Consider the following 25,433-nt stretch of genomic DNA (forward strand, 5'->3'; position numbering starts at 1 on the left):
ATACGCTTTCACCCATAGCGGATGGTCCTCTGGAATCAGGTTCTTGGCGGAACACACTGATTTCTCTAGAGAATACCATTCGCTATTTTCGTTTTCAGACCTACCTCATGAATAAGCCGGGTTAACCAGTACTTGCTGACTCCACCATAGAACTCGTTACCACCGCGGAACAGCCGGTCGCCGGTTTCCTGGAAGCAGCTCTCGAAACAAAAAAGATGGCTTGAGATACCGGTGCTGCCCTTGAGGGCAGCACCGGGTTGTAGGCCGTAAAGCTGGATAACGCCTAGATGTACCCGAGCTCCGCAAAGGACTGGCATCCCTCGCTCCCGACCACGATGTGGTCGACGACGCGGATCTCCACCAGGCCCAGCGCTTCCTTCAGGCGCTGGGGGATGCGCCGGTCGGCGTCCCTGGGCTCGGGGTCACCCGAGGGGTGGTTGTGAACGAAGATCACCGCCGCGGCGTTATGCGTCAGGGCACGCTTGACCACTTCCCTCGGGTAGACGCTGGCCGAGTCGATGGTGCCTCGGAACAGCGTCTCGAAGTGGATGAGGCGATGCTGGGTGTCGAGGAACAGGGCACTGAACACCTCGTGCTCGTAGCCCTGGAAGAGCACCTGCAGGTAGTCGAACACCAGGTCCGGCCGGGTGAGTTTACGGCCTCGGGCCAGAAGCCGTCTGGCGAAGGCCTGGGCGCTGCTGACCAACTCGGCCTCGGTGATCGGCGTGGTGATGTCATAGGTACCGGCGACTTCACCGGCCTTGAGCTTGCGGTGGTTCATGATCGTTCTCCTCAGGCGGCCATTACCAGCGCCATGCGGCGCTCCAGTTCTTCGTAGAACGCCGCGACGCGCTCGGCGATGGTGCGGATCATCGCTTCGTCCCGGTAGGCACGCTTCACGAACAGCGGCATCCCCGGCCAGTAGCTGACGAAGTCGATCCACTCTCGCTCACTGACCCACAGGCCGCCCTGGCACTGGGCGACATGCTCCTGGGGCAGCTCTCCCTCGAGCAGCAGCTCGATCTGGTACTTGGGTAGCTTGGTCTTGATCTCCACCAGGCCGTTGCTGTCCACCAGGCAATCCGGTGAGTAGCCCACTCCGTGGTTGAGGATGATGCCGACCTGCTCCAGTCGGGGCAGGCCGGTGGCCTCGTGGTAGAGCTCGCGGGCTACCGGCTCCAGTTCGTGGCCACGATGAGTGTGAGCATTACCCGGGAAGGCATCGGACGGCTCACCGGTGATGCGCTCGCCGATCAGCTGGTGCATATAGCTCAAAGCGCCGGCACCGAAGCCGTCCGGCCCCTTGCCCTTGACCAGCAGTGTCTTCAGCTCGGACATGGTGATGATGCCGAGGCGGGCGGCATGCCACTCGGGCGTGCCCTGTTCCAGTGTCAGGATCTGCATGACGATCTCCTTCTCGATGAGGCGGCATAGGCGGCGAGGGGTTGCCCCCTCGCTGACCGGTCAGTGACGTTGGCGGTTGGTCAGTGCTCGCTTTTGCAGAGAGGCGCGTAGCCTGTCGAAGTCGCTGCGTGGCACCTGCTCGGGCTCGCCGTACTTGCCGACGAACCACTCCTGAGTGGCCTGTGGACAGGCGACTATCAGCTGCCGGATCTGTCCCGCCTGGAAAGGTGTGACGAGTTTCACCGGGGCGGCGGCATGGCCGTTGTCGTCCTGTCCGCGGGTGGTGATGTTGAGCAGGGCGCAGAGCACGTAGCGCTTGCCGTAGCTGGTCGAGGAACCGAAGGCCTGCACTGCGTTCTTGCTGCCGCTGGTGTCGGCCGGCAGTAGCATGCTGGTCTCCTCGCGGTGGCCGTCCTGGTGCATCAGCACGCCGGTGACCTGGATGCCGCGCTCCTGGGTCTGGATCCGAAAACTCACCGCGAAGCCGTGCTTCTTCATGATCGGCCGCACGGTATCGACGATGTCCTCCAGGGTGGCGTAGTGCCCGTTGTTGGTCTTGCCACGCTCGGCGATGCTCGGCAGTTCGGTCTGCATGGCCGCCATGGCGGCGCTGTAGGCCATCAGCGCCTGGCGGTCGAGCACCCGCTCCTGCATCTGCAGCAGGCGTTCCATCTTGTCGATGTCGACCTCGGGATTGAGGGCCGCCCGCTCGATCACCTGGATGATCGCGGTGCTGTCCTGGGTGGCGTGGGCGACCGGTGCCTGATCGGCGGTCTTGGGATGAATGGGGGTTGCCATGATGGCCTCCGTTATCGATAGCGTTGGATGACGTCAGGGAGCTCCTCGGTCGGGACCGGCTCCAGGGACAGGGCCACGCGATAGACCTGGCCCTTGGCCAGCACGTGGGTTTCGATCGATTGCTCGCCGGCCTCCAGCAGCTGACGCGTCAGCTGGGTCAGGGCATGGCAGATCTCGAATGTCATGGGTGGTTGCATCGGTACCTCCATAAACAAAAACGCCCGGCCTTTGATGGGCCGGGCGCTATGCCGTGGTGAGGGAAAGACGGGGGTGGGAGGACGCAGGACGCCGTTCAGGCCACCAGCTCAAGAGCGGATTCCAGCGCCTTGTCCTTGAGACCGGCGCCCTGGCCGAACCACGCGGAGTCCATGCGGTAGTCGTTGCTGCGAGCGCGCTTCTCGTGGTCCACGTACTCGGTGACCGCGTTGAGCAGGCCCCAGGCGGTGCCTTGCGCGGTGCACAGCTGAGAGCCGCGTCCATCGCCCTGGTAGAGCTTCTGGACGCGATTGAGGGCGCGGACGTTGGGCAGCTTGGACGGATCCTCCAGCGGGGCCTCGGCGTTGCAGATCACCGACTGAAAGTAGGTCCTCGCTTCTTCCTGGCTGACCTTGCGCTCGGCCAGGGTCTTCAGGCGATACATGAAGTCGTCCCACTGCGACACGGAGATCCCCAGCTGCTGTTTGACCAGCTGAGGACGGAATTCGGTGCTGTGCGGCACCTTCACACCCTGAGAGGTGCCGTCCACCGCAATGGTCAGGGTGTTGTTGCAGACCACGCGCACTGACGTCGGGGTGGCGACGGTGGCCAGGGAGCCATCGCAGGACGTGGCCAGCAGCAGGTAGTCGTTGACCTGGTCCTGGCCCTTCAAGGCCCCGCCCAGACCACTTTTCGCCAACGCCCAGAACTTGCGACCACCCTTGAGCACGCCGGCCGTCTCCAATTCGTAGCCAGCGTATTCCGTGAGATCCCGGTAGAACTCCAGCACCTCCTCGGGCTGCACCACCTTGTAGCGCTGGGAGACCACCGACAGCGGTGCCCGGGTATCCGAGCGGTAGAGCACCTTCTGCTCCGGGAAAGAGTGGATGCTGCCCAGGTGCCCCGCGCCATCGGCGATGAAGCGTACCGGGGATTCGTCAATGTGCCAGTCCATGCCGGCCTGTTGCCGCCACACCTCCAGCGGCTGATGGCGTGACAGCTGCTGCCCCAGTCCGTGCCAGGGGGTGTCGCCGACGTAAGCCATCTGTTCGATCTGATGTGCCATGAGTATTGCTCCTTGATTGTCGAGATCACGGCATAGCAGCCCGCCACCCAAGGGCAGCGGGCCATGCTCGTGAGGATTGAGAGAAAGGGTTGAGAACGAGGTCAGTCCGCCTCGGGGCGGAAGGTGTGGCCGCAATCGCGGCACTGATGGTTGTCGAGCATCTTGTCGTCAAGCTGCGCACCGAGGCGTGCCCCGGTGACGCCGCCAGCGGCACAGCCAATCAGGCCGCCCAGGACGGCGCCGGTGAGGCTGCCAATGGTGATACCAACAGGGCCGGCCATCGCCCCTACGAGGGCACCGGTCTTGGCACCACTGAGCGCTCCTGCCGATCCTGACGCCGTACCGGCAGCAGCTCCGGTAATGCCGCATACCTTGCGGCCATGATGTCGAGTGATGACGTGATGAGAGCCACAGCTTGGACAGCATGTGGGCATGGGAGTACCTCCATGATGATGATTGATAACCCAATCGTCTGGGGTTTCATGGAGGTAGTGTGTGGTTGAGATTTTTTTCAATCTAATGAGAACGTGACGCGCGGTGTGTACATAGTATGTATACGGCAGCAACGTAAAAAAGTGGGGAAATAAGGCCTGCGACGGCAAACGCCGGAGTAGCTAGAATGGGGTGATGTAATTCTTTACACGGCCTAGTTATCTGATGCCACGAGTTCATTTTTTGCGGGAGCACTAATGGGACAAAAAACGCTAGGCAGCGCTTAACATAATCGATAAAAGTGTCAGCGGTACCGAAGCATAACCGGATATCGATAATTAGGTAAACGTTAATATATACCTACTGCTTTAGAGCTACTGGATGAGATTATTCAATGGTGTATTTATAACACCATCATTGAGCACACTAGTGAGACTGGGTGGTGCTAAAACACCAACCCTGTCGTAACGCCAACCGTTATCCGCATCAATGCTCAAATAGCTGACCGAGTAGAGCGTGAAGCAAGCGCACATATTGGTTATTGATAGCACTTACCGTCGTTCCTTAGCTGCTCCCCTGCACGTGGCAATACTGGCGAGTCAACGAGACTCGCTTCTTACAGTTAACGGAGCCAACTTCATGAAACAGCCCAAGCTTCTGAAACAACCGAAGCGCCTAAAACAAAACCGCAATCACATTCTGCATTACAGCCAGGAATACTCTCCAAAAGAAAATGTCACGCTACCCGTGCTCACCAAGGACGGGCCTTTGATCACAAGTTATCTCGACCGAGCTTATAAGGTATTTGATAATGCATTGCATGCACATAGCAAGGTTCTAGTAGTACGCTTTGATCTAAAGGTACCAGCGCAAGTCCCTCTTCCTCAAAATGCAGGTGGAAACGGCGTGATTCGCCTTTTCCTAGATTCGTTAGAAGCCAAGATTAAAGCTAACCTTCACCGTAAACGTAGCCCACACAAGTGCCCAGTTCGCTACATCATCGCCCGTGAAATTGGAGATAAGAACCAAGGGCTTCACTATCACGTCATGCTTCTACTCAATGGTCATGCCTTTCGCCACATTGGCGCCATGGAGTCAGAAGAAGACAACCCGTTCTGGTTGATAGTAGGCGCATGGGCCAGTGCTTTGAAGACGACCGACGAGGAAGCTGTGGATGGGGTTCAGTTCGGCTTTAATCGCAAAGGTGTAAGGCAATATTATCTTGAACCCAGCCTAGACTATCACCTACTACCCGACGCCTTCCGACGTAGCAGCTATCTCTGTAAAGCTCATACCAAGCATTTTGGTGAAAGGCACCACGGCCTGATGACGAGCCAGAAATAAGACACATATCCCTTGTATAGGCCCGCTTTGACGGGCCTTTCCTTTTGATATGCAGGAGAGCCCTCATGACACGATACCCTTGGCAACACCCTACCGCGTCGATAAGCAATACTGGTGGTTCAAACACGCCACCTCATACCCAATCACAGGTCTACCAGCCGGAATCATTAGACCCTGATCATGCACGGCTAGCCGCCATGGAGCAGAATGAACCAAAGCGCCGACTAATCCGTGATGCTGCTGCCTTGCGAAAGCTGCGAGGGATCACTCAAGCCCAAATGGCTAAGGAGGTTGGTGTGCCGCATCGAACATTGGAAGAATGGCTTCAGTTCCGGCGAATGCCGAAAGCACCGGGCACGACGCTAATCCGCCGGTGGGTGGACATGCACCGGAACAAGACAACTGGATGACATGCCGAGGAAACGCCACTGAATAGCGCAAAAACATGGTTATTATGGCGAAAAATAATTCAAGACATCCAGACATCCTGCCTACAGGCGCGCATCACGCCTGTATCCTGCTAGATACTACTCACGGGAGTAGCGTTCCACTGGTGGTATAGCTGCGAGGGGCATTTCTCGATCCTGCGATGAAAAACTCCATGCTTACCCTTTCGCACGGGCGGGCCTACGCGCACACCATGCGCTTCCATCAGGGCACCACAGCTATCCAGTTTAGCTCCCAAATGACGAGGGCTACGCGGCCAATCCTTATCCTCAGTGTGATCAGGACGGTAGTCATTCAGCCTAACAAGAAACTGCCCTACGGGTATATCTAGGCAGTCCTCGCCGGAAGCGCCTAGCAAGTCCCTCACAGCAACGGCGACAGGATGCTCAGAGAGCTCTAATGCAAACCGGCGTTTCATGCTCGCCTGAACCTGATAATCAAAATCTTCGGCACTGGAACCAAGGGCTTCAGCCACACTAATGCCAATGCGGTAAAAATCAATCATACCAGCTGGGCATGATGTCGGGTTGATAGATTTCCAGCGGCTATGAACGTACCCCAACAACTTCACCAAGCTTGCAAAAGCGAAATTCACGTGGTGACTCACTTGATTAAAGTAATTCTCTTTAATATTTTCGATTCGAGGTAGCTGAACAAGGACACTGCGATCTGCCAAATCGGACCAAGTGACAACACTTTCAGCACTGTTCAACAAAACCGGATGAGAAAGCATGACATTTGTATCCCTCTCCTTCTTTGACGTACTAATATCAGTTAATTTACCCTCGAGCAGTGTCAGGAGCGCACTCTGAACTTTTTGGCTCAGACCATCGACCTTATCTAAGCTAATAACGTTATCTCGCCTTCCAAGCACATCGACTTGCCTAGAGGTAGTGGGTGTGTCCACCACCAAATACTCAAAGCTTGGATCAATCAAATGCTTCAAAATAGTTTGCAAAGAGCTTTTACCACTACGCCGCTCCCCAACGATCTCCAGCAGTACATTATCGGCCTCCGGATGAAGGCTAGTTACAAGCCAAGCGGCCACCAATAATCGGCTATCATTAGGCACATTTAGCTGGCCCAAAATCCACAGCAATGGCTGGAGTTGCACTTCCCCAAAAACTGCCTGATAGCACGGAGGCTTACCGTTTTTCAAACGAACATACCCTATCGCCCCGGCGATATTGTCGGGGCGAAAGTATCCACCGCTTGGCTGGATTTCAATAACGCCAACAGGTGTTAACAAGAATACCTGGCCCTGGTCACCACATACCGTCAGCCCTATAGTTGCACGCAGGTTTTGAACTTCTGGTGCATCACCCTCGATAACCCCAAGCGCTTGCTCTATATCACCTTTATTAACTGCAAGTCCAGAAGCGTGATATGCAATGCTCTGAACGGTACTCACCAGCTGTTTCGCCTCTAAAGGAGTAGATTGCAATGTTTCACGGTTGACTAATAATGAGGTGCCTCGTGGCGTGATACCTTTATAAAAATATTCCCGCAGCAACCCATAGATCGCTTCTACCTTGCGATCCTTGCGATTGCGTCGAGGAAGTTGGCTACCTTGTGGCTGAAGCTGGGCACAGCTAACCTGACCTGTAGCTCCTGTTACTTCATGTACTTGACCCTCAGTTAGCCTTTGCCTAGTAGACGAGGTAGCCCTGCACCCACCTATCTCAGAGGTGTAAGAATAAACACCATTATTTCTATCCACAGCCCCCCCTCATAACAACATAGGCTAACCATGCTAGCCTGCGACACTTAAGCTCGAGCAAAGAGCTCCTTGTGCAATCATCAGATCTTTCAGTCCCGGAAGATGGACCATATCGACCAACTAAAATCACGCACCAAACAAACCTACAAGCCCATAATTATTTTATTCGATGCTTTTCCTGCCAGTTTTTACTTTTGATCTTATCTTCCAAGCTTGTAGGTATAAGTTCCTTTCCTGGCTCACCTGGAAGCAGGCTACCTTGCTGTATAGCTTCGATCCTTTCAATTGCTGGCCTATTCACTACAACAGTAAGGTCAGCAACCATTGGCACCCAATCAACCACTATGCCTAGCTCCTTCACTTTCACCTTGAAGGTATGCCATGTATCTGAACGCATGGTGACTCCCGGCCTTTCACCGCGGGTGACGATGGCTTTAGTCAACCCGATGCAGTCAGCAAAGCCTTGCTGGTTCATGCTAAGTGCTGCGCGAGAAATTCGCATGGCCGCTGCATCAAGCTCTCCCCCTGTCATATAGAGCCTTACGCTATCAAGCGTGCTAAATACATCCAGCTCTACTCCCCTTTGCCGCAAGACGTAGATCAACCTGACGAGGGTGTCTGCACGCATAGCCATGTCGGGCTTTTCATTGCGCGCGACAACAATTTTTGTAACCCCTAGCTCGGCCGCCAACGCATTCTGCGTCAGTTGCACCGCTGCCCTCGCCATACGAAGCCCGATGGCCAATCTCGTCGTCTCGTACATGCCGCTTGACTCCTCCGCAAAGCCCTCTATGATGTCTCAATAGTATCCGATAGATACCTTTTGTGGCAACACCTGGAGTCAGGAGACTCACCATGAGAGCCGAAGCATACGTCAATACACGCCAGCTCTACCGGAGGTACGGCAGCTCAATAAGCACGCTCCACCGCTGGCAGCACACGCAGGGCTTTCCAAGCCCCGTCATCCCCGGTGGTCACGGTGGGGAGTCATGGTGGGGAGAGTGTGACGTCAAATTCTGGGAAATTCGCCGTCCACAATTGCCCGCGTGATGCGGCCAAGATAGCCAATCCCATGGCTTTGCCGTCGACAGCAACAGCCCATTGAGCAACCTAGTGAGGGGGCACGTATGACTAAAGGGTTACTGCGCCCGGATCAGGTCGCTGAATGGCTGGGCATGAGCCCGAGCTGGGTGTACGGCAACAAGCACCGCATCGGCTTCGTCCAGATCGGCACAGCTGTTCGCTTTGAGCGGAGCGCAGTGGAGAGGTACGCTGAGAGCTGCAAGCGCGGCCCTCAGCCTGAGGTACGCGACACATGGGAATCACAGTCAGATACAGGGAAAAAAGGAACCGGTGGGTGGTCACAGAAACGTACCACGGTCACCGATATCAACGAACGTTTGCGGGGAATCGAGAGGGGGAGCGCCAGGCGCGCGAGTACGCAGCGAAGCGCCAGGCAGAGCTGAACGAAGCGGCTTTCCAGGGTGAGGCTATGGGGCGCCAACCGCGGCGCACCTTTATCGAGGGGCTCGAGCGATGGATCGACGAGTACGACGTGGCCAGTCAGGCGAAGGCTATCCGCCCTGTGGCTCGCTACATGGGCGACCGGGTACTGCTCGGCATGGACAGCGTCGACAAGGCCCGCGAGATGGCCCGCGACCTCCGCAAGCAAGGACGTGCTCAGAGCACCATCAACAATCATCTGCAGGTGGTCAAGCGGGTGCTGAACCTTGCCTATCGGGAATGGGGATGGCTGGATCGTCCCTTGGGCGACAAGATCAGAAAGAAGATGCCGAAGAACGAACGGCATGTGTACCTGACCATCGAGCAGGTGAGTCAGCTTCTGCAAGCCATTCCCGATCACTCGATTGTCGAGAAGCGGGTGATCGCCCTGGCGGCGCTCACCGGGCTCCGCCAGGGCGAACTGCTGGCTCTGGACCCTCAGAACGTCCAAGGTGGTCGCATTCTGCTGCGACCAGACCAGACGAAGAGCGGCAAGGCCAGGGTGGTGCCGGTGCCGAAGGATGCCCGAGCATGGCTGGAGGAGCTACCGTTCGCTACGACCTATCATCGGCTGCGAACGGTGTGGGAACATGCTCGCCAATCCGTGGGACGGCCCGATCTGCGCTTTCACGACTTGCGCCACAGCTATGCCAGCATGCTGGCCCAGGCCGGCGAGAGCATGACCACGGTGCGCGATCTGCTTGGGCATTCCAGCCTGATCGTCACCAGCCGCTACTCGCACATTTTCGATGCGGGTCTGGACGATATCGGCTCCCGCCTGCCGAGCTTGAGCGGGGCCTTCTGCGACCAAACTGCGACCACGCACTAGAAAGAGGGAGGGTAGAAACACAAACAGCCGCTCGTAAGCGACTGTTTTTCAAGTGGTACCGGCGGTCGGACTCGAACCGACAAGGGCTTGCACCCGGCGGATTTTGAATCCGCTGCGTCTACCAATTCCGCCACACCGGCAACGGGCGAGGATTATACGTGGGTGGCGCCAGAGGTCAATTCCCCTGAGCCGCTCGGTGGCGCCTGTCGGGGCCGATGGCGCCGTTGTCGAGGCGACTCCCGCCCCTGTCGGGCACGGCACCCGCCGCATCCGGCCGAGCATCGACCTGGGATCGGCCTCGGCCGTTGTCAGCCAAAGCCCCACCGGCCGTCGGTTTCGGCACCCTGGCGGCAGGTGGGTCATTCGTCCATGTCTTGACGCTCGCCCGCTCGGGTTAGACCTTGGTAGACTGCGCTCCGCCTGCCCCAGGTCAACCAAGCCCCTGGTCAACGAGACCCGCGTCCAGCCCAGAATGGAGTCGCCCATGGCTGACACTCGCAATGAAGCCGTTCCCCATCCGTCCATCGCCAGCCGCATCGGGCTGGTGCTGGGTCCGCTGTTGTTGATCGCCACCCTGGTGCTGCCCCCGCCCGGCGACATGTCACAGGCCGCCTGGGGCTGCGTCGGCATGGCACTGCTGATGGCCAGCTGGTGGTCCACCGAGGCGATCCCGATCCCGGTGACCTCGCTGATCCCCCTGGTGCTGGCCCCGGCGGTGGGCATCGGCAGCATCAAGGAGGTCGCGGCCAGCTACGCCAATCCGATCATCTATCTGTTCCTCGGCGGTTTCCTGCTCGGTATCGCGATGCAGACCTGGAACCTGCACAAGCGTATCGCCCTGCACGTGCTGAAGGTCGTCGGCAGCGAGCCCAAGCGCCAGATCGCCGGGTTCATGATCGCCACCGGTTTTCTCAGCATGTGGGTGTCCAACACCGCCACCTCGATCATGATGCTGCCCATCGGCATCTCGGTGCTGAGCCTGCTCGAGGATTCCGACCCTGATGAGCTGCGCCGCTTTGCCACCGCGCTGCTGCTGGGCATCGCCTATTCGGCCAGCATCGGTGGTGTGGCCACCCTGATCGGCACGCCGCCCAATGCTCTGCTGGCGGGTTATCTGGCCGATGATCGCGGCATCGATCTGGGCTTCGCCCAGTGGATGCTGGTCGGGGTACCGATCAGTGTGGTGATGATGGCGCTGACCTGGTGGTGGCTGTCCCGCGGCGGCTTCTCGCTGAAGGTCGGCAAGGGTGAAAGCGACAACCTGATCAAGGACCAGCTCGCCGAGATGGGCCCGATGAGCGCCGCCGAACGCCGTGTCGGCCTGCTGTTTCTGGCCGCGGCGGCGCTGTGGATACTGCGCCCGCTGCTCAATGACATGGGCGCCTCCTGGCTGTCCGACACCACCATCGCCATCGTCGCCGGCATGGCGCTGTTCCTGATTCCTTCCGGCCGTCGTTCCGGCGAGGCGCTGATGGTGTGGGAAGACGCGGTGAAGCTGCCCTGGGGCATCCTTCTGCTGTTCGGCGGCGGTCTGGCGCTGGCCGGCGCAATCAGCAAGTCGGGGCTGGCCGAGTGGATCGCCAACCAGCTGTCGATCCTCGGTGCCCTGCCGGTGCTGGCGATCATCGGCGGCGTGGTGCTGGTCATCATCTTCCTCACTGAGGTAACGTCCAACACCGCCACCGCGGCGGCCTTTCTGCCGCTGCTCGGCGCGCTGGCGCTGTCGCTGGACCTGCCGGTGATGCTGATCACCGTGCCGGCCGCCATCGCCGCCAGTTGCGCCTTCATGATGCCGGTGGCCACACCACCCAACGCCATCGTCTTCGGCACCGGTCACATGAAGATCCAGTCGATGATTCGTGCCGGCTTTGCCCTCAACCTGATCAGTACGGTGGTGGTGACGCTGATGGCCTACGGTCTGATCCTGCTGCTGTGGTAGTCACCCCGATGGCCCCTGGTCATCGACCCGACTGCGCTGCCCGCCTCGCGGATGGCCGACACGGGCTGACGCCCATGGCGTGGTCGTGACAGAAGATCGACGCCGTTTCCTGACGTGGCGGTCAGGAAACGGTATCCTTGTGCGCCTTTGGCATCCTTCATCCCGCCTGACGACTTGCGAATTCCCATGCAGCGCGCCGACTTTCATTTCGAGCTCCCTGAAGAGCTGATCGCCCGTTACCCGTCCGACGTTCGCAGCGACTGCCGCCTGCTGTGTGTCGACGGCGCCAGCGGACACCTCGACCACCGCCGCTTTCCGGACCTTGAACAGTTGCTCGAGCCCGGCGACCTGCTGGTGTTCAACGACACCCGCGTGATCCCCGCCCGCCTGCACGGCCACAAGGCCAGCGGCGGCAAGGTGGAAATGCTGCTCGAACGGCCGCTGGACGCCCATCGGGGGCTGGTCCATCTGCGTTCGAGCAAGTCACCCAAGCCCGGCACCGAGCTTCACTTCGAGGGCGGCATCCAGGCAGTGGTCGAAGGCCGCCGCGACGCCCTGTTCGAGCTGCGCTTTCTCGGCGATACCCCGATGATCGCGCTGCTGGAACGCCACGGCCATATGCCTCTGCCGCCGTACATCACCCGCGACGACGAGCTGTCCGACCGCGAGCGCTATCAGACCGTCTACGCCCGCCGCGACGGGGCGGTGGCCGCGCCGACCGCCGGGCTGCACTTCGACGAGCCGCTGCTCGAGCGGCTGGCCGAGCGGGGCGTCGAGTCCGCCTACGTGACCCTGCACGTGGGCGCCGGTACCTTCCAGCCGGTGCGCGTCGACAATATCCAGGAGCACCACATGCACAGCGAATGGATCGAGGTGGGTGACCAGGCCTGCGCCCAGGTGCGCGCGGCCAAGGCTCGCGGCAACAAGGTCATCGCCGTCGGCACCACCAGCGTGCGCTGCCTGGAGACCGCCAGCCAGTCGGGCGAGATCGCGCCCTTCTCCGGCGACACCGACATCTTCATCTACCCGGGCTACGAGTGGCGCTGCGTGGACGCCCTGATCACCAACTTCCATCTGCCGGAATCGACCCTGCTGATGCTGGTGTCTTCCTTCTCCGGCTACGACACCGTGATGAAGGCTTACCGCGAGGCGGTAAAGGAACGCTACGCCTTCTTCAGCTACGGCGACGCCATGCTGCTGACGCCGGCACGCTGACCCTATTTGCCAGGCGGTGGCTGCTCGGCCGAGCGGTCCACCGTCGTCAGGCTCGAATCAACGCCCCCAAGGGGCACGGAGAGACCCATGCGCGAGCAATGCTTCATGCGCTTCGACAAGCTGGCCGAGGACGGCCGGGCCCGCCGAGGTCGCATCACCTTTCCCCGCGGCACCATCGAGACCCCGACCTTCATGCCGGTGGGCACCTACGGCACGGTCAAGGGCATGACCCCGGCCTCGGTGGAAGAGATCGGCGCCGAGATCATCCTCGGCAACACCTTTCACCTGTGGCTGCGCCCCGGTACCGAGGTCATCGAGGCCCACGGCGACCTGCACGACTTCGCCCAGTGGCACAAGCCGATCCTCACCGACTCCGGCGGCTTCCAGGTGTTCTCGCTGGGCGAGACGCGCAAGATCACCGAGCAGGGCGTGCACTTCCGCTCGCCGGTGGACGGCTCCAAGGTGTTCATGGGACCGGAAGAGTCGATGGCGGTGCAGCGCTCGCTGGGCTCCGACATCGTCATGATCTTCGACGAGTGCACCCCTTACCCGGCGACCCACGACGAGGCGCGCCGTTCGATGGAGATGTCGCTGCGCTGGGCCCAGCGCTCTCGCGATGCCCACGGCGACTCACCGTCGGCGCTGTTCGGCATTATCCAGGGCGGCATGTACCCGGATCTGCGTGAGGCTTCGCTCAAGGGCCTCGGCGACATCGGCTTCGACGGCTACGCCATCGGCGGGCTGTCGGTGGGCGAGCCCAAGGAAGAGATGATCAAGGTGCTCGACTATCTGCCCGAGTGGATGCCGGCGGACAAGCCGCGCTATCTGATGGGCGTCGGCAAGCCCGAGGATCTGGTCGAGGGGGTACGCCGCGGAGTCGACATGTTCGACTGTGTGATGCCCACCCGCAACGCCCGCAACGGCCACCTGTTCACCGCCGAGGGCACGGTCAAGATCCGCAACGCCAAGCATCGTCACGACACCCGCCCGCTGGAAGATGACTGCGACTGCTACACCTGTCAGAACTTCTCGCGGGGCTATCTGCACCACCTGGACCGCTGCGGCGAGATGCTCGGATCAATGCTCAACACGATCCATAATCTGCGTCACTATCAGCGTGTCATGGCCGGTTTGCGCGGTGCTATCGAAGCGGGTACATTGGCTGACTTCGTGGAAGGGTTCTATGCCAGGCGTGGCCTGCCGGTTCCCCCCGCCCCGAATTGATGACCCGGTCGGCAGCCGCCGGCCGTCTGACTCCCTTTTCCCCACGACTTCAGGAGACCGTCGTACATGTTGGACTTCTTCATCTCCCCGGCCCTGGCCCAGGATGCTGGCGCTGCCGCCGGTGGTGGTATCGCCCAGATCGTGATGCTGGTCGGCTTCGTGCTGATCTTCTACTTCCTGCTGTGGCGTCCCCAGGCCAAGCGCGCCAAGCAGCACAAGCAGCTGATCGCTGGCCTGTCCAAGGGTGACGAGATCGTCATAGGCGGTGGTCTGATGGGCCGCATCACCCGGGTCAGCGACGACAGCGAGTTCCTCGCCATGGAAATCAGCGAAGGCACCGAAGTCAGCGTGCAGAAGAACGCCGTGGCCGCCGTGCTGCCCAAGGGCACTATCAAGTCCATCTGATTGGTGTCATTCCCCTTCGGCCCTGTGCGCCGAAGGGGGCCCCATGCTGACGCGGGGGGAGCCGATCGGTCGGCTGTCGCGCGTTGGCGAGGCAGCCGCACCCTTCGCTTTGGAAAGTCCCCGGAGCACCTCTCGAGCGCCCCCGGCTTTCCCTTATTTGTCAGCAACCTGAGGGCAGAGCCCCGATGCTCAATCGTTACCCTTTATGGAAGTACCTGCTGATCCTGGTGGTACTTCTTGTCGGCCTGGTCTACTCCCTTCCCAATCTGTTTCCCGAAGACCCAGCGGTCCAGATCAGCAGTGATCGTGGCGAGCTGAGTTTCAGCCAGTCCCAGCAGCAGAGCCTCGAACAGGCCCTGGCCGAGGCGGACATCGACGTCAAGACGGTGGAACAGGAGCCCAACAGCCTGCTGATCCGGCTGAACGACGCCGAGGACCAGATTCCCGCCCGTGACCTGATCGCCCAGCAGCTCGGCGATGACTATGTGGTCGCGCTGAACCTGGCAGAGTCCACCCCCGAGTGGCTGTCTTCGCTGGCGGCCTCGCCCATGACCCTTGGTCTGGACCTGCGTGGCGGTGTGCACTTCCTTTTGGAAGTGGACATGGAAGCGGCGGTCAATCAGCGTCTCGAGGTCAACGCCAGCGCCATGCGCGAGACCCTGCGTGAAGAGCGCATCCGCTACCGCAACACCGAGATCGACGGCCGCACCATCTCGCTGGACTTCATGAACGCCGAGGACCGCGACGCTGCCGAGACGCTGATTCGCCGCGAGTTCCCCGACTTCCAGTATCAGGACGTCGAGCGTGAACGCGGCGCCAGCCTGGCGATGACGCTGACCGACGCGTCCGTGGACGAGATCCAGGACTACGCGATCAACCAGAACCTGACCACCCTGCGCAACCGCGTCAACGAGCTCGGCGTGGCCGAACCGCTGGTACAGCGTCAGGGCCCGGATCGCATCGTGGTCGAGCTGCCCGGCGTGCAGGACACCGCCGCCGCCAAGCGTATCGTCGGCGCCACCGCCAACCTGGAGTTCCGCCTGGAGGCGCGCACCGACACCCCGTCCAACGAGACCGAGGCGCTGTCCTTCCGCAATGAACCCGGACGCACCGCCGACCTGATGCGCGACGTCATCATCACCGGCGACAGTGTGTCCAGCGCCAGCCGCGGCTTCGACGAGAACGGTCGCCCCCAGGTCAACATCAACCTGGACGGCACCGGCGGCACCCTGATGAACCGCGCCACCCGCACCAACATCGGTCGCAACATGGCGGTGGTGTTCATCGAGCACAAGACCCGTGACCGTACGGTGATGGAGGACGGTGAGCAGGTAACCGTGCGTGATCCCTACACCGAGCGCGGCATCATCAGCCTGGCCACCATCCAGAGCGCGCTGGGCAACAGCTTCCGCATCACCGGGCTGGAATCGCCCACCGAAGCCGGCGAGCTGGCACTGCTGCTGCGCTCCGGTTCTCTGGCGGCACCGATCTACTTCGCCCAGGAACGCACCATCGGCCCGAGCCTCGGCGCCGACAATATCGAGCGCGGCATGCTCTCGGTACAGATCGGCCTGCTGCTGGTCGTGCTGTTCATGTTGATCCGCTACAAGGTGTTCGGCGTCATCGCCAACATCGCCCTGGCGTTGAACCTGACCCTGCTGGTCGCCGCCATGTCGATGCTCGGCGCCACCCTGACGCTGCCTGGTATCGCCGGTATCGTGTTGACGCTGGGCATGGCGGTCGACGCCAACGTGCTGATCTTCGAGCGTATTCGTGAGGAGCTGCGCACAGGACTGTCGGTGCAGCAGGCGATCCACGCCGGCTACGAGCGCGCCTTCAGCTCCATCGTCGACGCCAACATCACCACCCTGCTGGTGGCATTGATCCTGTTCTCCATCGGTACCGGCCCGGTCAAGGGCTTCGCCGTCACCCTGTCGCTGGGCATCCTGACCTCGATGTTCACCGCCCTGCTGGTGACCCGTGCCATGGTCAATCTGATCTACGGCGGCAAGCCGGTGAAGAAGCTATGGATCTAAGCCCATGTCCACTTGCACACAACGGGGAGAGGGTATGAAACGCCTCACCAACCTGAATCTCGACTTCATGGGCCAGCGCAAGATCGCCTTTGCCATATCGGCGATCCTGATCCTGGTCTCACTGGTGTCGCTGGTGGTGCAGGGCCTGGCCCTGGGCCTCGACTTCACCGGCGGCACCCTGGTCGAAGTCCGCTACGCCACCGCCCCGGCGCTGGACAGCGTGCGCGGCGCCCTCGAGGGAGCCGGCTTCAATGACATCTCGGTACAGACCTTCGGCGCCGCCAATGAGGTGCTGATTCGTCTGCAGCAGACCTTCGAGGCCAACGTCGGCGACCAGGTCGTGGGCCTGCTGGCCCAGGGCGGCGCCCAGGTGGACCTGGTGCGTGCCGAATTCGTCGGTGCCCAGGTCGGCGGTCAACTGCGTGACCAGAGCGGTCTCGGCATGCTCGTCGCCCTCGGCGTGGTCATGCTCTACGTGGCCTTCCGCTTCCAGTACAAGTTCGCCATCGGCGCACTGCTGGCACTGGTCCATGACGTGATCATCGTGGTCGGCGCCTTCTCGCTGTTCCAGATGGAGTTCGACCTGACGGTGCTGGCCGCCGTGCTGGCGGTGATCGGCTACTCGCTCAACGACACCATCGTGGTCTATGACCGTATCCGCGAGAATATCCGCAAGTCGCGTATCGACGACATGCCGGCGATCTTCAACGAGGCGATAAACCAGACCCTGTCCCGCACCCTGGCGACCTCCGGCACCACCCTGCTGGTACTGCTGGCGCTGGCCTGGCTCGGTGGCGACATGATCCACAACTTCTCGGTGGCCCTGCTGATCGGTATCGGCGTGGGTACCTTCTCGTCGATCTACGTGGCGGCGGCCCTGCTGATCAAGCTCAAGCTTCAGCGCCGCGACCTGATCCCGGAGAAGAAGGAAGACGCCGAGGAAGAGCAGCTGCCCTGATATCACCGCAACTGCCCCTCGAGGCCCCGTCGTGGATCATCCACGGCGGGGCCTCTTGCTTTCCGAGGTCAGTGCACGATCACGGCGAGCCGGCACCGCTGTCGGCGGCCTCTCAGTTCACTTCGAAAACCATGCAGCAACGCGAGATAGGTCGTTTCCTTCCAGAAAATGCCCGCCGTCACTTGCCCTGGCCAGCGCCCCCTTTCATGCTTGTCATCCACCCCATTAAAACGTGACGAGGCCGCATGTTCCTGCTGATCGCCTTTGCCGTACTGTCCATCGGCGCCTCCTTCCTGTGTTCGGTACTGGAAGCGGCCATCCTGTCGCTGACACCGAGCTATATCGCCCAGGTCCAGGAGACCAACGAGCCGCTGCACAAGAAGCTGAACGCCCTCAAGCGGGATATCGATCGCCCGCTGGCGGCTATCCTGACGCTCAACACCATCGCCCACACCGTTGGCGCCACCGGCGTCGGCGCCCAGGTCGCGGTGGTCTTCGGCGAGGCCTGGCTGGGCGTCGCCTCGGCGGTGATGACGCTGGCCATCCTGATCCTCTCGGAGATCATTCCCAAGACCATCGGCGCCACCTTCTGGCGCCAGCTGTCGCCTTGGCTACCGCCTATCCTCAATACCCTGATCCTGATTCTCAAGCCGTTCATCTGGATGTCCGAGCAGATCACCCAGCGCATCGGCGGCAATGCCGCCGACACCGATATGCGTGGCGAGATCAAGGCGCTGGCACGCATCGGCCTGGACGAGAAGGCACTGGACCAGGACGAAGCCAGAACCATCACCAACATCCTCAACCTGCACGAGATCAAGATCAGCAAGGTGATGACGCCAAGAACCGTGTGCGTCACGGTGCGCCCATCGATGACCGTGGCCCAGTTCGAACAGGACCTGGTGCGCTCGCCGTTCACCCGCTTTCCGGTGATGGACGGCGGCGAGCAGGCCATCGGCTATGTGCACAAGGCCGACGCCTACCAGGCGGATGAATCCGTGGACATGAAGGAGATCATGCAGGACGCCCCCTCGGTACAGGCCGACGACAGCGTCGAGCACGTCTTCACCATGATGCTCAGGGATCGTCAGCATCTGGCGGTGGTCTATGACGATCACGGCACCTGGGTGGGCCTGATCACCATGGAGGACGTGATCGAGACGGTGCTCGGCCAGGATATCGTCGACGAGACCGACAACGTCACCAATATGCGCAAGTACGCCAAGCAGCGCTGGACCCAGCGTCGACAAGGCAGGTCAGCCAAGACAGACTCCGGCGACCCGGCCAGCCAGGGTTCCTGAACCCCGGCGCCAGGGAGCGTTCGCCAGTACGCAACGCAACGTAGCACGGCGACGCTCCCCCTTTGCCCGAGCATTTGCGATAACATCTCCATTGAAAATGATTATCAATGGAGAAAGCATGTACAAGCCTCTCGCCATCGCCGCCCTGCTCAGCGTCACTGCCCAGGCCTGGGCGCAACCGGTGCCGGAAAGGGTCGTCGCCCTCGACTACGCGGCCCTGGACATCCTCGACAACCTGGCGCAGCGCGAGCGTATCGCAGGTGTCGCCCAGGCAACGCTTCCCGACTATCTGTCCGACTATGCCGACGACGCCTTCACCGACGTGGGCACCCTCAAGGTCGCCGACATGGAAGCCCTTGAGTCGCTGTCACCCGATGCCATCCTGATCAGCGGGCGCCTGGAAGCCGAACGCGCAAACCTGGAAGCTCTTGCCCCGGTCTACGCCGTGGCGACCGAGGGCGAGGACGCCTGGGACCAGCTCGAACATCGGGTCGACGATCTGGCTGCGCTGTTCGATGCAAAGCAAGCGGGTGAGCAGGCGCTTGCGGACCTGCGCCAGGCGCTCGATCAGCAGTTGGCCGAGATCAACGGGACGCCGAAGGTACTGGTGGTCGTCCACAACGACGGAAAGCTTATCGTCCAGCACAACGCCGTCGTGCATGACCTGATGGGACTGGCCTCGCCCGAACTTCCCGAGAACGTCGAGAGCGTGACGCGTGGTGAGCGTACCTTCACACCGCTAACGCCGGCGCAGATCGCCGCCACCCAGCCCGACCTGGTGTGGGTGGTGGACCGCAGCGCCGCCATCGGCCAGACGCCTCTCGATGTCGAGGCGCTGACGCAGGCCGTCGGTGACGATCTGGCGATCGCCGTCGGCTCGCCGCGACTCTGGTATCTGGCCGGCCAGGGCCTGGACAGCACCCGCCTCCAGGTCGAAGAGGTGGTGGCCGCGCTGGCGCCCTGACCACGGTCACACCGAACTCACTGCACCAACAACGAATGACGCCCCCGCGGCCAGGCCGCGGGGGCGTTGCTGTGACGGCGTCACGATCACCGCTCGCTCGCGCGAGCGGTGCCGAATCAGTCCTCTTCGGGCTGACTGGGCGCGGTATGCACGTGGGGCGCAAGCTGCTTGATCAGCGCCTTGAACAGGCGCGGGTTGGCGGCCATCAGGGCGCCTTCGATACGCACCGAGGGCTGGCCATCCGGTGTGCCGATCAGGGCACCGGACTCCTTGAGCAGCAGCGAACCGATGTCCAGGTCCTGCTCCTCGACTCCCAGCACGAAGGCGGCGTCGGCACGACCGGCGGCCAGACGGGCCATGTCGAGCAGGCCACAGGCGCTGGCTTGAAGCTGTTCGGCCTGGGGGCCGAGCTGCTGCACCAGGGTCAGGTAGGTCGGCAGAAAACGCGAGCGCAGGTAGGTATCGGGAAGCCCCAGCGACAGGCGGGCGCCAGCGGCGCTCTTGATCTTGGACACACGCAGACGCTTGCCATTGAGCTGGGCGCCACGGCCACGGCTGGCAAGGTATTCGTCATCGCTGAAGGGGCAGATCACCACCGCGTGCTCCGGACGGCCCTTGATCAGACATACCACGGACAGGGCGAACTCAGGGGACGCCACACTCAGGTTCGAGTAACCGTGGAAGGGTTCGATGCGCCACAGGATATCCGCGCCTTCGCCTTCACCGGCACGGTGGGGCGTGTAGCGACCGACGACCCCGTGCTGGGGATAACCGCGGGTCAGCTGGCGGGTAATCAGGGATTCGGCGTTGCGAGCCGTGTCCTCGAGCAGACGGTCGAGGTTGTGCTCGTCGTGGGCATTCTCGATTCGTTCGCGAATGCGCAGAAACTGTTCGCCGGCGCTGCGGGCAGCGCGCAGGGCGTACTGGACCATCGGATGCATGATCGGGCCTTGGGAGTCGGTGGTGTTAAAGAACGGAGTCGACGTGGGTAACTGACTCGGCGCGAATCCTAGCAGACCACGGGCATGAATGCCACGCACTTCGCCCCAGCGCGCATCTACCCATGCTAGACTGGCGCCCTTGGCGCTGCCGACCGGTCCGCCATCAGCGCCATTGCATCGGTGACCGAAGACGTCACCGCATCGGTCATTGAATAGACCACTGCACCAACCACCGCATCAACCCGCCGCGTCGTTACAGGATCTTCCATGCTCGAGCGCATTCGCATCGTTCTCATCGGCACCAGCCACCCCGGCAATATCGGCGCCACCGCCCGCGCCATGCACAATATGGGACTCGCCGATCTGGCCCTGGTGGCACCACGCTGCGAGGTCATCACCGCCGACAGTGTGTCCCGCGCCTCCGGAGCGGACGCCCTGGTCCACGGCGCCCGGGTGGTCGACAGCCTCGAGCAGGCGGTCACCGACTGCACCCTGGTGGTGGGAGCCAGCGCGCGCTCGCGCACCCTGCCCTGGCCGATGATCACCCCGCGTGAGCTGGGCGAGCGTCTGCCCGCCGAGCTGGCCACGCCCGAGGCCCGGATCGCGCTGGTCTTCGGCCGCGAGGACAGCGGCCTGTCCAACGCCGAACTGCAACGCTGCCACGCCCACGTCCACATCCCCACCAATCCCGACTTCAGCTCGCTGAACCTGGCCGCGGCGGTGCAGGTGCTGGCCTACGAATGCCGCCTTGCCTGGCTGGCCCAGGCCCAGACCCAGACCCAGACCCAGAATAAGCCAGGCCCGGCACAGGACGATGAGGAAGAAACGCAGCCACTGGCCAGCCACGAGGAGCTGGAGCACTATTTCGCTCATCTGGAACGCGCGCTGATCACCATCGGCTTCCACGACCCGGCGAAGCCTCGCCAATTGATGGCCAGGCTGCGCCGAGTGACCCTGCGCTCGCGCCCCGAACGCATGGAGCTCAACATCCTGCGTGGCATCCTCAGCGCCACCGAGAAGGCCGCAGGCGGCCAGGCGCTGGGCGCCCGGGGTAGCGAGCCGGAATTACAGCGAGAACATGACACGCATCAGGGCCAGAAGCCGACCCAGGACTAGCCCGAACCAACAGCAGGATCAGCGCCAGGCCGGCGGCTCTGGAGCGACACGGCGCCCACCTTCGAGCCGCTGAGCTGAACCAGATCACTGACTCGACAGGTGGCAGGCTTGAATGGCCCACCACCAGCCCCCACTATGATGCTCTTGACCGACTCAGGGACTGCCGCATGTTTCAACGCCTACGCGAAGACATCAACAGCGTATTTGCCAGGGATCCGGCGGCGCGCAACTTTCTTGAAGTCCTGACCAACTATCCTGGCCTTCACGCATTGCTGCTGCACCGGATCTCCCACCAGCTGTGGAAGCGCAATCTCAAATGGATCGCGCGTACCCTGTCGACGCTGGGCCGCTGGTTCACCGGCATCGAGATTCACCCCGGCGCCACCATCGGCCGGCGCTTCTTCATCGACCACGGCATGGGCGTGGTGATCGGCGAGACCACCATCGTCGGCGACGATGTCACCCTCTACCAGGGCGTGACCCTGGGCGGCACCAGCTGGAACAAGGGCAAGCGTCACCCGACCCTGGAGGACGGCGTGATCGTCGGTGCCGGCGCCAAGATTCTCGGCCCCTTCACCGTCGGTGCTGGCGCCAAGGTCGGCTCCAACGCGGTGGTCACCAAGGAAGTCCCGGCCGGCGCCACCGTGGTCGGCATCCCCGGCAAGATCGTCCAGCGCCGCGACCCGGACAGCGACCCGGGCCTCGAGGTCGACCCGGCCCGTCGCGAGGCGATGTGCCAGAAATTCGGCTTCGACGCCTACGGCATGAGCCAGGACATGCCCGACCCAGTGGCCAAGTCGATGCAAGCCATGCTCGACCATATGCACGCGGTGGATGAACGCATCAGCGGCATGTGCAAGACCCTGAGGCAACTGGACCACAGCTACCGCGACGGCCAGATGCCGGAAATTCGCGACGAGGACTTCGCCGAGATACTGGAAGACGTCGACCGCGCCTGCGCGCCGGTGATCGGGCGTGACGCCAACGCCGATATCCTGGGCTCCGACACCGCCACCAGCGGCAACGAAAGCGCCAGCGGCAATGAAGACGTCGGGCCAGGCATCTCCGACCAAGGCACCTCCGCCCCAGACACCTCCGACCCAGGCACCACCGACAAGGACAGTGCCGGCGGCAGCGAGACGGCCAATGACGCCGAGCACGGGGCCGAGCGGGAAGACGAGGCGACGACGGCACGGCGCCAATAGTTGACCACGACACTCGGTCTTTCCCATAATATCGCTTTGATCCAAGCGTCGTCGGCTACCGACCACGCCCACACTTTCCGGACCGCCGACCCATGTCGGCGTCGAGGGTTCGCCCCATGCGCCTGACCACCAAGGGACGCTACGCTGTCACCGCCATGCTCGACATGGCGGTCAACGCCGACCAGGGCCCGATCTGCCTGGCCGACATCGCTCGGCGTCAGCAGATCTCGCTGTCCTACCTCGAGCAGCTGTTCGCCCGCCTGCGGCGCGCCGGCCTGGTCGACAGCGTGCGCGGGCCAGGCGGTGGCTACCTGCTGGCGGAGCCGGCAGCGTCCATCTCGGTGGCCCGGGTCATCGATGCGGTCAAGGAGTCGGTGGACACCACCCGCTGTGGCGGTCTGTCCGACTGCCAGAAGGGCGACACCTGCCTGACCCATCACCTGTGGTTCGAGCTGTCCGAGCGCATCCAGGACTTCCTCGACGGGGTCACCCTGGGCGAGCTGGCCGAGCGCCAGGAGATCGCCGAGATCGCCGGGCGTCAGCGCCGTCGCCAGCACAACGACGACATTGTGACCTCGGCGCCCTGAGCTAGACTTTCGCCCCTCTGCCCGCCAACGATGACATCGCCATGACTTCACCCGTCTATCTCGACTACGCCGCTACCACCCCGGTCGACCCCCGTGTCGCCGAGGTCATGAGTCGGCACCTGACCCTCGAGGGCACCTTCGCCAACCCGGCGTCGCGCAGCCATATGCCCGGCTGGCTGGCCGAGCAGGCGGTGGAAAACGGCCGGCGCCAGGTCGCCGACCTGATCAAGGCCGACCCGCGAGAGATCGTCTGGACCAGCGGCGCCACCGAGGCGGACAATCTGGCCATTACCGGCTTCCTCAGGGCCAACCGCGACAAGGGCCGCCACCTGGTCACCTCCATCATCGAGCACAAGGCGGTCATCGATACCGCCAAGGCGGCGGAGCAAGAGGGCTTTGACGTCACCTGGCTGACGCCCCAGACCGACGGAAGCGTCAGCCCTGGCCAGCTGGCCGAGGCCATGCGCCCCGACACCGTGCTGGTATCGTTGATGGCGGTGAACAACGAACTCGGCACCATCAATGACATCGCCGCCCTGGCCGAGGTGGCCCATGACCACGGCGCCATGATCCATGTCGACGCGGCCCAGGCGGTGGGCCGCATCGACCTCGACGTGGGGCGAAGCAAGGTCGACATGATGTCGCTGTCCGGCCACAAGGCCTATGGCCCCAAGGGCATCGGCGCGCTCTATGTGCGGCGTAGCCCCGATCTTCGTCTCGAGGCGCTGATCCACGGCGGCGGCCACGAACGCAGCATGCGTTCCGGCACCCTGGCGACCCACCAGATCGCCGGCATGGGCGAGGCCTTCGCGCTAGCGGCGAACGAAGGCGAGGCCGATCAGGCGCGTATCCAGAGCCTGCGGGATCGCCTGCTCGAGGCCATCGCCGATCTCGACGGCGTGCACTGCAACACCCGCCTCGAGGCCTCGGTGCCCAACATCATCAACCTCGGCTTCGAGGGCGTCGACGGCGAGTCGCTGCTGATGGCGCTGCGCGACATCGCCCTGTCGACCGGGTCGGCGTGCAACTCGGCCAGCGTCGAACCGTCCTACGTGCTCCAGGGCATCGGGGTGCCGCGCCGCCTGGCGCTGGCCTCGCTGCGCCTGAGCATCGGACGCTTCACCAGCGAAGACGACATCGACCGCGCAGGCCAGGCCCTGCGCACCGCGCTGATTGGCCTGCGCCAGCGCGCCATGCCGTGAGGCCTGAGCCCCGCGCCATGCCTTGAGACATGCCTTGAGAACATCACCCTTCGACGGGCAGCGCACGACAGAGACAGTTTCGGTGACTGCCGCCCAGGCGGCAGCGCCCGACCCAGGAGAATGATATGGCACACCTGAAGATCACCCCCGCCGCGGCCGACCAGATCCGCCGCGTGCTCGACGAGCGAGGCCAGGGGCTTGGACTGCGGGTCTCGGTCAAGCCCAGCGGCTGCTCCGGCTACAGCTACGTCCTCGACTTCGCCGACGACGTCCAGGCCGACGATGCCCTGTTCGAGGAGCACGACGCTCGGGTCTATGTCGCCCCGGAAGCGCTCGAGATGCTCGACGGCAGCGAGGTCGACTACGTCAACGAGGGGCTGAACCGGTTCTTCCGTTTCAACAATCCCAACGTCAAGGACGAGTGCGGCTGCGGCGAGAGCTTTACCGTCTGAATTCGCCGTGATCGCGGCAGAACTCGCTGGCGCCGCGACGAACAATTGTGTTCAAGGCGCCACGAGGACGCTATAATCTGCGCTCTTCGGCGCAACACGCCGCATCGCTTCGTTTTCCCGCGTCGCGCCGCCCCGGTCCCCGGGGCGGCG

General features: G+C 62.2%; 25 protein-coding genes, 1 tRNA gene and 1 pseudogene. 17 read left to right on the plus strand and 10 right to left on the minus strand.

Annotated features, from left to right (window positions below; translation table 11 throughout):
• Window positions 1-283: 283 nt before the first annotated feature.
• The 6 genes from radC to EBB56_RS17075 form a co-directional block, all read right to left on the minus strand.
• A complete protein-coding gene (radC, locus tag EBB56_RS17050) occupies window positions 284-781 on the minus strand; it encodes a RadC family protein (RefSeq protein ID WP_124804900.1) in 498 nt (165 codons plus the stop codon).
• An 11-nt stretch (window positions 782-792) separates the two neighbouring features.
• Window positions 793-1,404: a lambda exonuclease family protein gene (locus EBB56_RS17055; protein ID WP_124804901.1), complete on the minus strand. Its 612-nt coding sequence runs from the start codon at window positions 1,402-1,404 to the stop codon at window positions 793-795.
• A gap of 60 nt (window positions 1,405-1,464) precedes the next feature.
• On the minus strand, window positions 1,465-2,202 hold the full coding sequence (locus EBB56_RS17060; protein ID WP_124804902.1) for an ERF family protein: 738 nt from the start codon (window positions 2,200-2,202) through the stop codon (window positions 1,465-1,467).
• Between the two features lie 11 nt (window positions 2,203-2,213).
• A complete protein-coding gene (locus EBB56_RS17065; protein ID WP_124804903.1) occupies window positions 2,214-2,399 on the minus strand; it encodes a hypothetical protein in 186 nt (61 codons plus the stop codon).
• 95 nt (window positions 2,400-2,494) lie between these two features.
• The gene (locus EBB56_RS17070; RefSeq protein WP_124804904.1) at window positions 2,495-3,463 is read right to left on the minus strand and encodes a DUF932 domain-containing protein; all 969 of its coding nucleotides are present in this window, start codon (window positions 3,461-3,463) and stop codon (window positions 2,495-2,497) included.
• A gap of 101 nt (window positions 3,464-3,564) precedes the next feature.
• A complete protein-coding gene (locus EBB56_RS17075) occupies window positions 3,565-3,897 on the minus strand; it encodes a hypothetical protein (RefSeq protein ID WP_124804905.1) in 333 nt (110 codons plus the stop codon).
• A 637-nt stretch (window positions 3,898-4,534) separates the two neighbouring features.
• Between EBB56_RS17075 and EBB56_RS17080 the strand changes: the two genes are divergently transcribed.
• Both EBB56_RS17080 and EBB56_RS22430 read left to right on the plus strand, forming a co-directional pair.
• On the plus strand, window positions 4,535-5,239 hold the full coding sequence (locus EBB56_RS17080; protein ID WP_124804906.1) for an inovirus-type Gp2 protein: 705 nt from the start codon (window positions 4,535-4,537) through the stop codon (window positions 5,237-5,239).
• A 197-nt stretch (window positions 5,240-5,436) separates the two neighbouring features.
• Window positions 5,437-5,649 carry a helix-turn-helix domain-containing protein gene (locus tag EBB56_RS22430; RefSeq protein WP_409360218.1) on the plus strand — a complete coding sequence of 71 codons (213 nt, stop codon included), beginning with the start codon at window positions 5,437-5,439 and terminating at the stop codon, window positions 5,647-5,649.
• A gap of 110 nt (window positions 5,650-5,759) precedes the next feature.
• On the opposite strand, the gene EBB56_RS17085 is transcribed toward EBB56_RS22430, so the two are convergent.
• Both EBB56_RS17085 and EBB56_RS17090 read right to left on the minus strand, forming a co-directional pair.
• Window positions 5,760-7,406 carry a hypothetical protein gene (locus tag EBB56_RS17085; protein WP_124804907.1) on the minus strand — a complete coding sequence of 549 codons (1,647 nt, stop codon included), beginning with the start codon at window positions 7,404-7,406 and terminating at the stop codon, window positions 5,760-5,762.
• Window positions 7,407-7,563: 157 nt separating this feature from the next.
• The gene (locus tag EBB56_RS17090) at window positions 7,564-8,169 is read right to left on the minus strand and encodes a hypothetical protein (protein WP_124804908.1); all 606 of its coding nucleotides are present in this window, start codon (window positions 8,167-8,169) and stop codon (window positions 7,564-7,566) included.
• Between the two features lie 364 nt (window positions 8,170-8,533).
• Here EBB56_RS17090 and EBB56_RS22435 point away from each other — a divergent pair, with 364 nt between their 5' ends.
• On the plus strand, window positions 8,534-8,872 hold the full coding sequence (locus tag EBB56_RS22435) for a helix-turn-helix domain-containing protein (protein ID WP_124804909.1): 339 nt from the start codon (window positions 8,534-8,536) through the stop codon (window positions 8,870-8,872).
• On the plus strand, window positions 8,764-9,738 hold the full coding sequence (locus EBB56_RS17100; protein WP_260425385.1) for a site-specific integrase: 975 nt from the start codon (window positions 8,764-8,766) through the stop codon (window positions 9,736-9,738). Before EBB56_RS22435 ends, EBB56_RS17100 begins: the two co-directional genes overlap by 109 nt.
• Window positions 9,739-9,791: 53 nt before the next feature.
• Here EBB56_RS17100 and EBB56_RS17105 read toward each other — a convergent pair.
• A tRNA-Leu gene (locus EBB56_RS17105) sits at window positions 9,792-9,878 on the minus strand.
• Between the two features lie 344 nt (window positions 9,879-10,222).
• Between EBB56_RS17105 and EBB56_RS17110 the strand changes: the two genes are divergently transcribed.
• The 8 genes from EBB56_RS17110 (at window position 10,223) to EBB56_RS17145 (ending at window position 19,780) form a co-directional block, all read left to right on the plus strand.
• Complete coding sequence (locus EBB56_RS17110; protein WP_185696469.1) at window positions 10,223-11,677, plus strand: DASS family sodium-coupled anion symporter; 1,455 nt, start codon at window positions 10,223-10,225, stop codon at window positions 11,675-11,677.
• A gap of 186 nt (window positions 11,678-11,863) precedes the next feature.
• A complete protein-coding gene (gene queA, locus EBB56_RS17115; RefSeq protein ID WP_124804912.1) occupies window positions 11,864-12,892 on the plus strand; it encodes a tRNA preQ1(34) S-adenosylmethionine ribosyltransferase-isomerase QueA in 1,029 nt (342 codons plus the stop codon).
• 87 nt (window positions 12,893-12,979) lie between these two features.
• Window positions 12,980-14,116 carry a tRNA guanosine(34) transglycosylase Tgt gene (gene tgt / locus EBB56_RS17120; RefSeq protein ID WP_045992762.1) on the plus strand — a complete coding sequence of 379 codons (1,137 nt, stop codon included), beginning with the start codon at window positions 12,980-12,982 and terminating at the stop codon, window positions 14,114-14,116.
• Window positions 14,117-14,182: 66 nt separating this feature from the next.
• On the plus strand, window positions 14,183-14,521 hold the full coding sequence (gene yajC, locus EBB56_RS17125; protein ID WP_045992761.1) for a preprotein translocase subunit YajC: 339 nt from the start codon (window positions 14,183-14,185) through the stop codon (window positions 14,519-14,521).
• A gap of 185 nt (window positions 14,522-14,706) precedes the next feature.
• Window positions 14,707-16,557, plus strand: coding sequence for a protein translocase subunit SecD (gene secD / locus EBB56_RS17130; protein WP_108131253.1), 1,851 nt, complete (start codon window positions 14,707-14,709; stop codon window positions 16,555-16,557).
• Between the two features lie 34 nt (window positions 16,558-16,591).
• Window positions 16,592-17,515, plus strand: coding sequence for a protein translocase subunit SecF (gene secF, locus EBB56_RS17135; RefSeq protein WP_045992759.1), 924 nt, complete (start codon window positions 16,592-16,594; stop codon window positions 17,513-17,515).
• Window positions 17,516-17,760: 245 nt separating this feature from the next.
• Window positions 17,761-18,816: a CNNM domain-containing protein gene (locus EBB56_RS17140; protein ID WP_108448524.1), complete on the plus strand. Its 1,056-nt coding sequence runs from the start codon at window positions 17,761-17,763 to the stop codon at window positions 18,814-18,816.
• A 118-nt stretch (window positions 18,817-18,934) separates the two neighbouring features.
• Window positions 18,935-19,780: an ABC transporter substrate-binding protein gene (locus EBB56_RS17145; protein ID WP_185696470.1), complete on the plus strand. Its 846-nt coding sequence runs from the start codon at window positions 18,935-18,937 to the stop codon at window positions 19,778-19,780.
• 116 nt (window positions 19,781-19,896) lie between these two features.
• Here the strand turns inward: EBB56_RS17145 and EBB56_RS17150 are convergent, their stop codons facing one another.
• On the minus strand, window positions 19,897-20,721 hold the full coding sequence (locus EBB56_RS17150) for an inositol monophosphatase family protein (RefSeq protein ID WP_045992751.1): 825 nt from the start codon (window positions 20,719-20,721) through the stop codon (window positions 19,897-19,899).
• A 267-nt stretch (window positions 20,722-20,988) separates the two neighbouring features.
• On the opposite strand from EBB56_RS17150, the gene EBB56_RS17155 reads away from it, so the two are divergent.
• From EBB56_RS17155 to EBB56_RS17175, 5 genes and pseudogenes are all read left to right on the plus strand, one after another.
• Window positions 20,989-21,837, plus strand: coding sequence for an RNA methyltransferase (locus EBB56_RS17155; protein WP_124804914.1), 849 nt, complete (start codon window positions 20,989-20,991; stop codon window positions 21,835-21,837).
• Between the two features lie 167 nt (window positions 21,838-22,004).
• Window positions 22,005-22,802: pseudogene (gene cysE / locus EBB56_RS17160) on the plus strand (serine O-acetyltransferase); the annotation flags it as partial.
• Between the two features lie 356 nt (window positions 22,803-23,158).
• Complete coding sequence (locus EBB56_RS17165; RefSeq protein WP_045992750.1) at window positions 23,159-23,629, plus strand: Rrf2 family transcriptional regulator; 471 nt, start codon at window positions 23,159-23,161, stop codon at window positions 23,627-23,629.
• Window positions 23,630-23,670: 41 nt separating this feature from the next.
• Window positions 23,671-24,831, plus strand: a complete 1,161-nt coding sequence (locus EBB56_RS17170; RefSeq protein ID WP_108131249.1) for an aminotransferase class V-fold PLP-dependent enzyme — start codon at window positions 23,671-23,673, stop codon at window positions 24,829-24,831.
• 125 nt (window positions 24,832-24,956) lie between these two features.
• Window positions 24,957-25,283 carry an iron-sulfur cluster assembly accessory protein gene (locus EBB56_RS17175; protein WP_045992748.1) on the plus strand — a complete coding sequence of 109 codons (327 nt, stop codon included), beginning with the start codon at window positions 24,957-24,959 and terminating at the stop codon, window positions 25,281-25,283.
• Window positions 25,284-25,433: the final 150 nt, after the last annotated feature.

The sequence above is a fragment of the Halomonas sp. YLB-10 genome (genome assembly GCF_003856855.1).
Lineage (GTDB): Bacteria > Pseudomonadota > Gammaproteobacteria > Pseudomonadales > Halomonadaceae > Halomonas > Halomonas litopenaei.

Coding starts and splice junctions, on each gene's coding strand:
- radC (WP_124804900.1), bottom strand. CDS start 781: ATGAACCACCGCAAGCTCAAGGCCGGTGAAGTCGCCGGTACCTATGAC.
- EBB56_RS17055 (WP_124804901.1), bottom strand. CDS start 1,404: ATGCAGATCCTGACACTGGAACAGGGCACGCCCGAGTGGCATGCCGCC.
- EBB56_RS17060 (WP_124804902.1), bottom strand. CDS start 2,202: ATGGCAACCCCCATTCATCCCAAGACCGCCGATCAGGCACCGGTCGCC.
- EBB56_RS17065 (WP_124804903.1), bottom strand. CDS start 2,399: ATGCAACCACCCATGACATTCGAGATCTGCCATGCCCTGACCCAGCTG.
- EBB56_RS17070 (WP_124804904.1), bottom strand. CDS start 3,463: ATGGCACATCAGATCGAACAGATGGCTTACGTCGGCGACACCCCCTGG.
- EBB56_RS17075 (WP_124804905.1), bottom strand. CDS start 3,897: ATGCCCACATGCTGTCCAAGCTGTGGCTCTCATCACGTCATCACTCGA.
- EBB56_RS17080 (WP_124804906.1), top strand. CDS start 4,535: ATGAAACAGCCCAAGCTTCTGAAACAACCGAAGCGCCTAAAACAAAAC.
- EBB56_RS22430 (WP_409360218.1), top strand. CDS start 5,437: ATGGAGCAGAATGAACCAAAGCGCCGACTAATCCGTGATGCTGCTGCC.
- EBB56_RS17090 (WP_124804908.1), bottom strand. CDS start 8,169: ATGTACGAGACGACGAGATTGGCCATCGGGCTTCGTATGGCGAGGGCA.
- EBB56_RS22435 (WP_124804909.1), top strand. CDS start 8,534: ATGACTAAAGGGTTACTGCGCCCGGATCAGGTCGCTGAATGGCTGGGC.
- EBB56_RS17110 (WP_185696469.1), top strand. CDS start 10,223: ATGGCTGACACTCGCAATGAAGCCGTTCCCCATCCGTCCATCGCCAGC.
- queA (WP_124804912.1), top strand. CDS start 11,864: ATGCAGCGCGCCGACTTTCATTTCGAGCTCCCTGAAGAGCTGATCGCC.
- tgt (WP_045992762.1), top strand. CDS start 12,980: ATGCGCGAGCAATGCTTCATGCGCTTCGACAAGCTGGCCGAGGACGGC.
- yajC (WP_045992761.1), top strand. CDS start 14,183: ATGTTGGACTTCTTCATCTCCCCGGCCCTGGCCCAGGATGCTGGCGCT.
- secD (WP_108131253.1), top strand. CDS start 14,707: ATGCTCAATCGTTACCCTTTATGGAAGTACCTGCTGATCCTGGTGGTA.
- secF (WP_045992759.1), top strand. CDS start 16,592: ATGAAACGCCTCACCAACCTGAATCTCGACTTCATGGGCCAGCGCAAG.
- EBB56_RS17140 (WP_108448524.1), top strand. CDS start 17,761: ATGTTCCTGCTGATCGCCTTTGCCGTACTGTCCATCGGCGCCTCCTTC.
- EBB56_RS17145 (WP_185696470.1), top strand. CDS start 18,935: ATGTACAAGCCTCTCGCCATCGCCGCCCTGCTCAGCGTCACTGCCCAG.
- EBB56_RS17150 (WP_045992751.1), bottom strand. CDS start 20,721: ATGCATCCGATGGTCCAGTACGCCCTGCGCGCTGCCCGCAGCGCCGGC.
- EBB56_RS17155 (WP_124804914.1), top strand. CDS start 20,989: ATGCTCGAGCGCATTCGCATCGTTCTCATCGGCACCAGCCACCCCGGC.
- EBB56_RS17165 (WP_045992750.1), top strand. CDS start 23,159: ATGCGCCTGACCACCAAGGGACGCTACGCTGTCACCGCCATGCTCGAC.
- EBB56_RS17170 (WP_108131249.1), top strand. CDS start 23,671: ATGACTTCACCCGTCTATCTCGACTACGCCGCTACCACCCCGGTCGAC.
- EBB56_RS17175 (WP_045992748.1), top strand. CDS start 24,957: ATGGCACACCTGAAGATCACCCCCGCCGCGGCCGACCAGATCCGCCGC.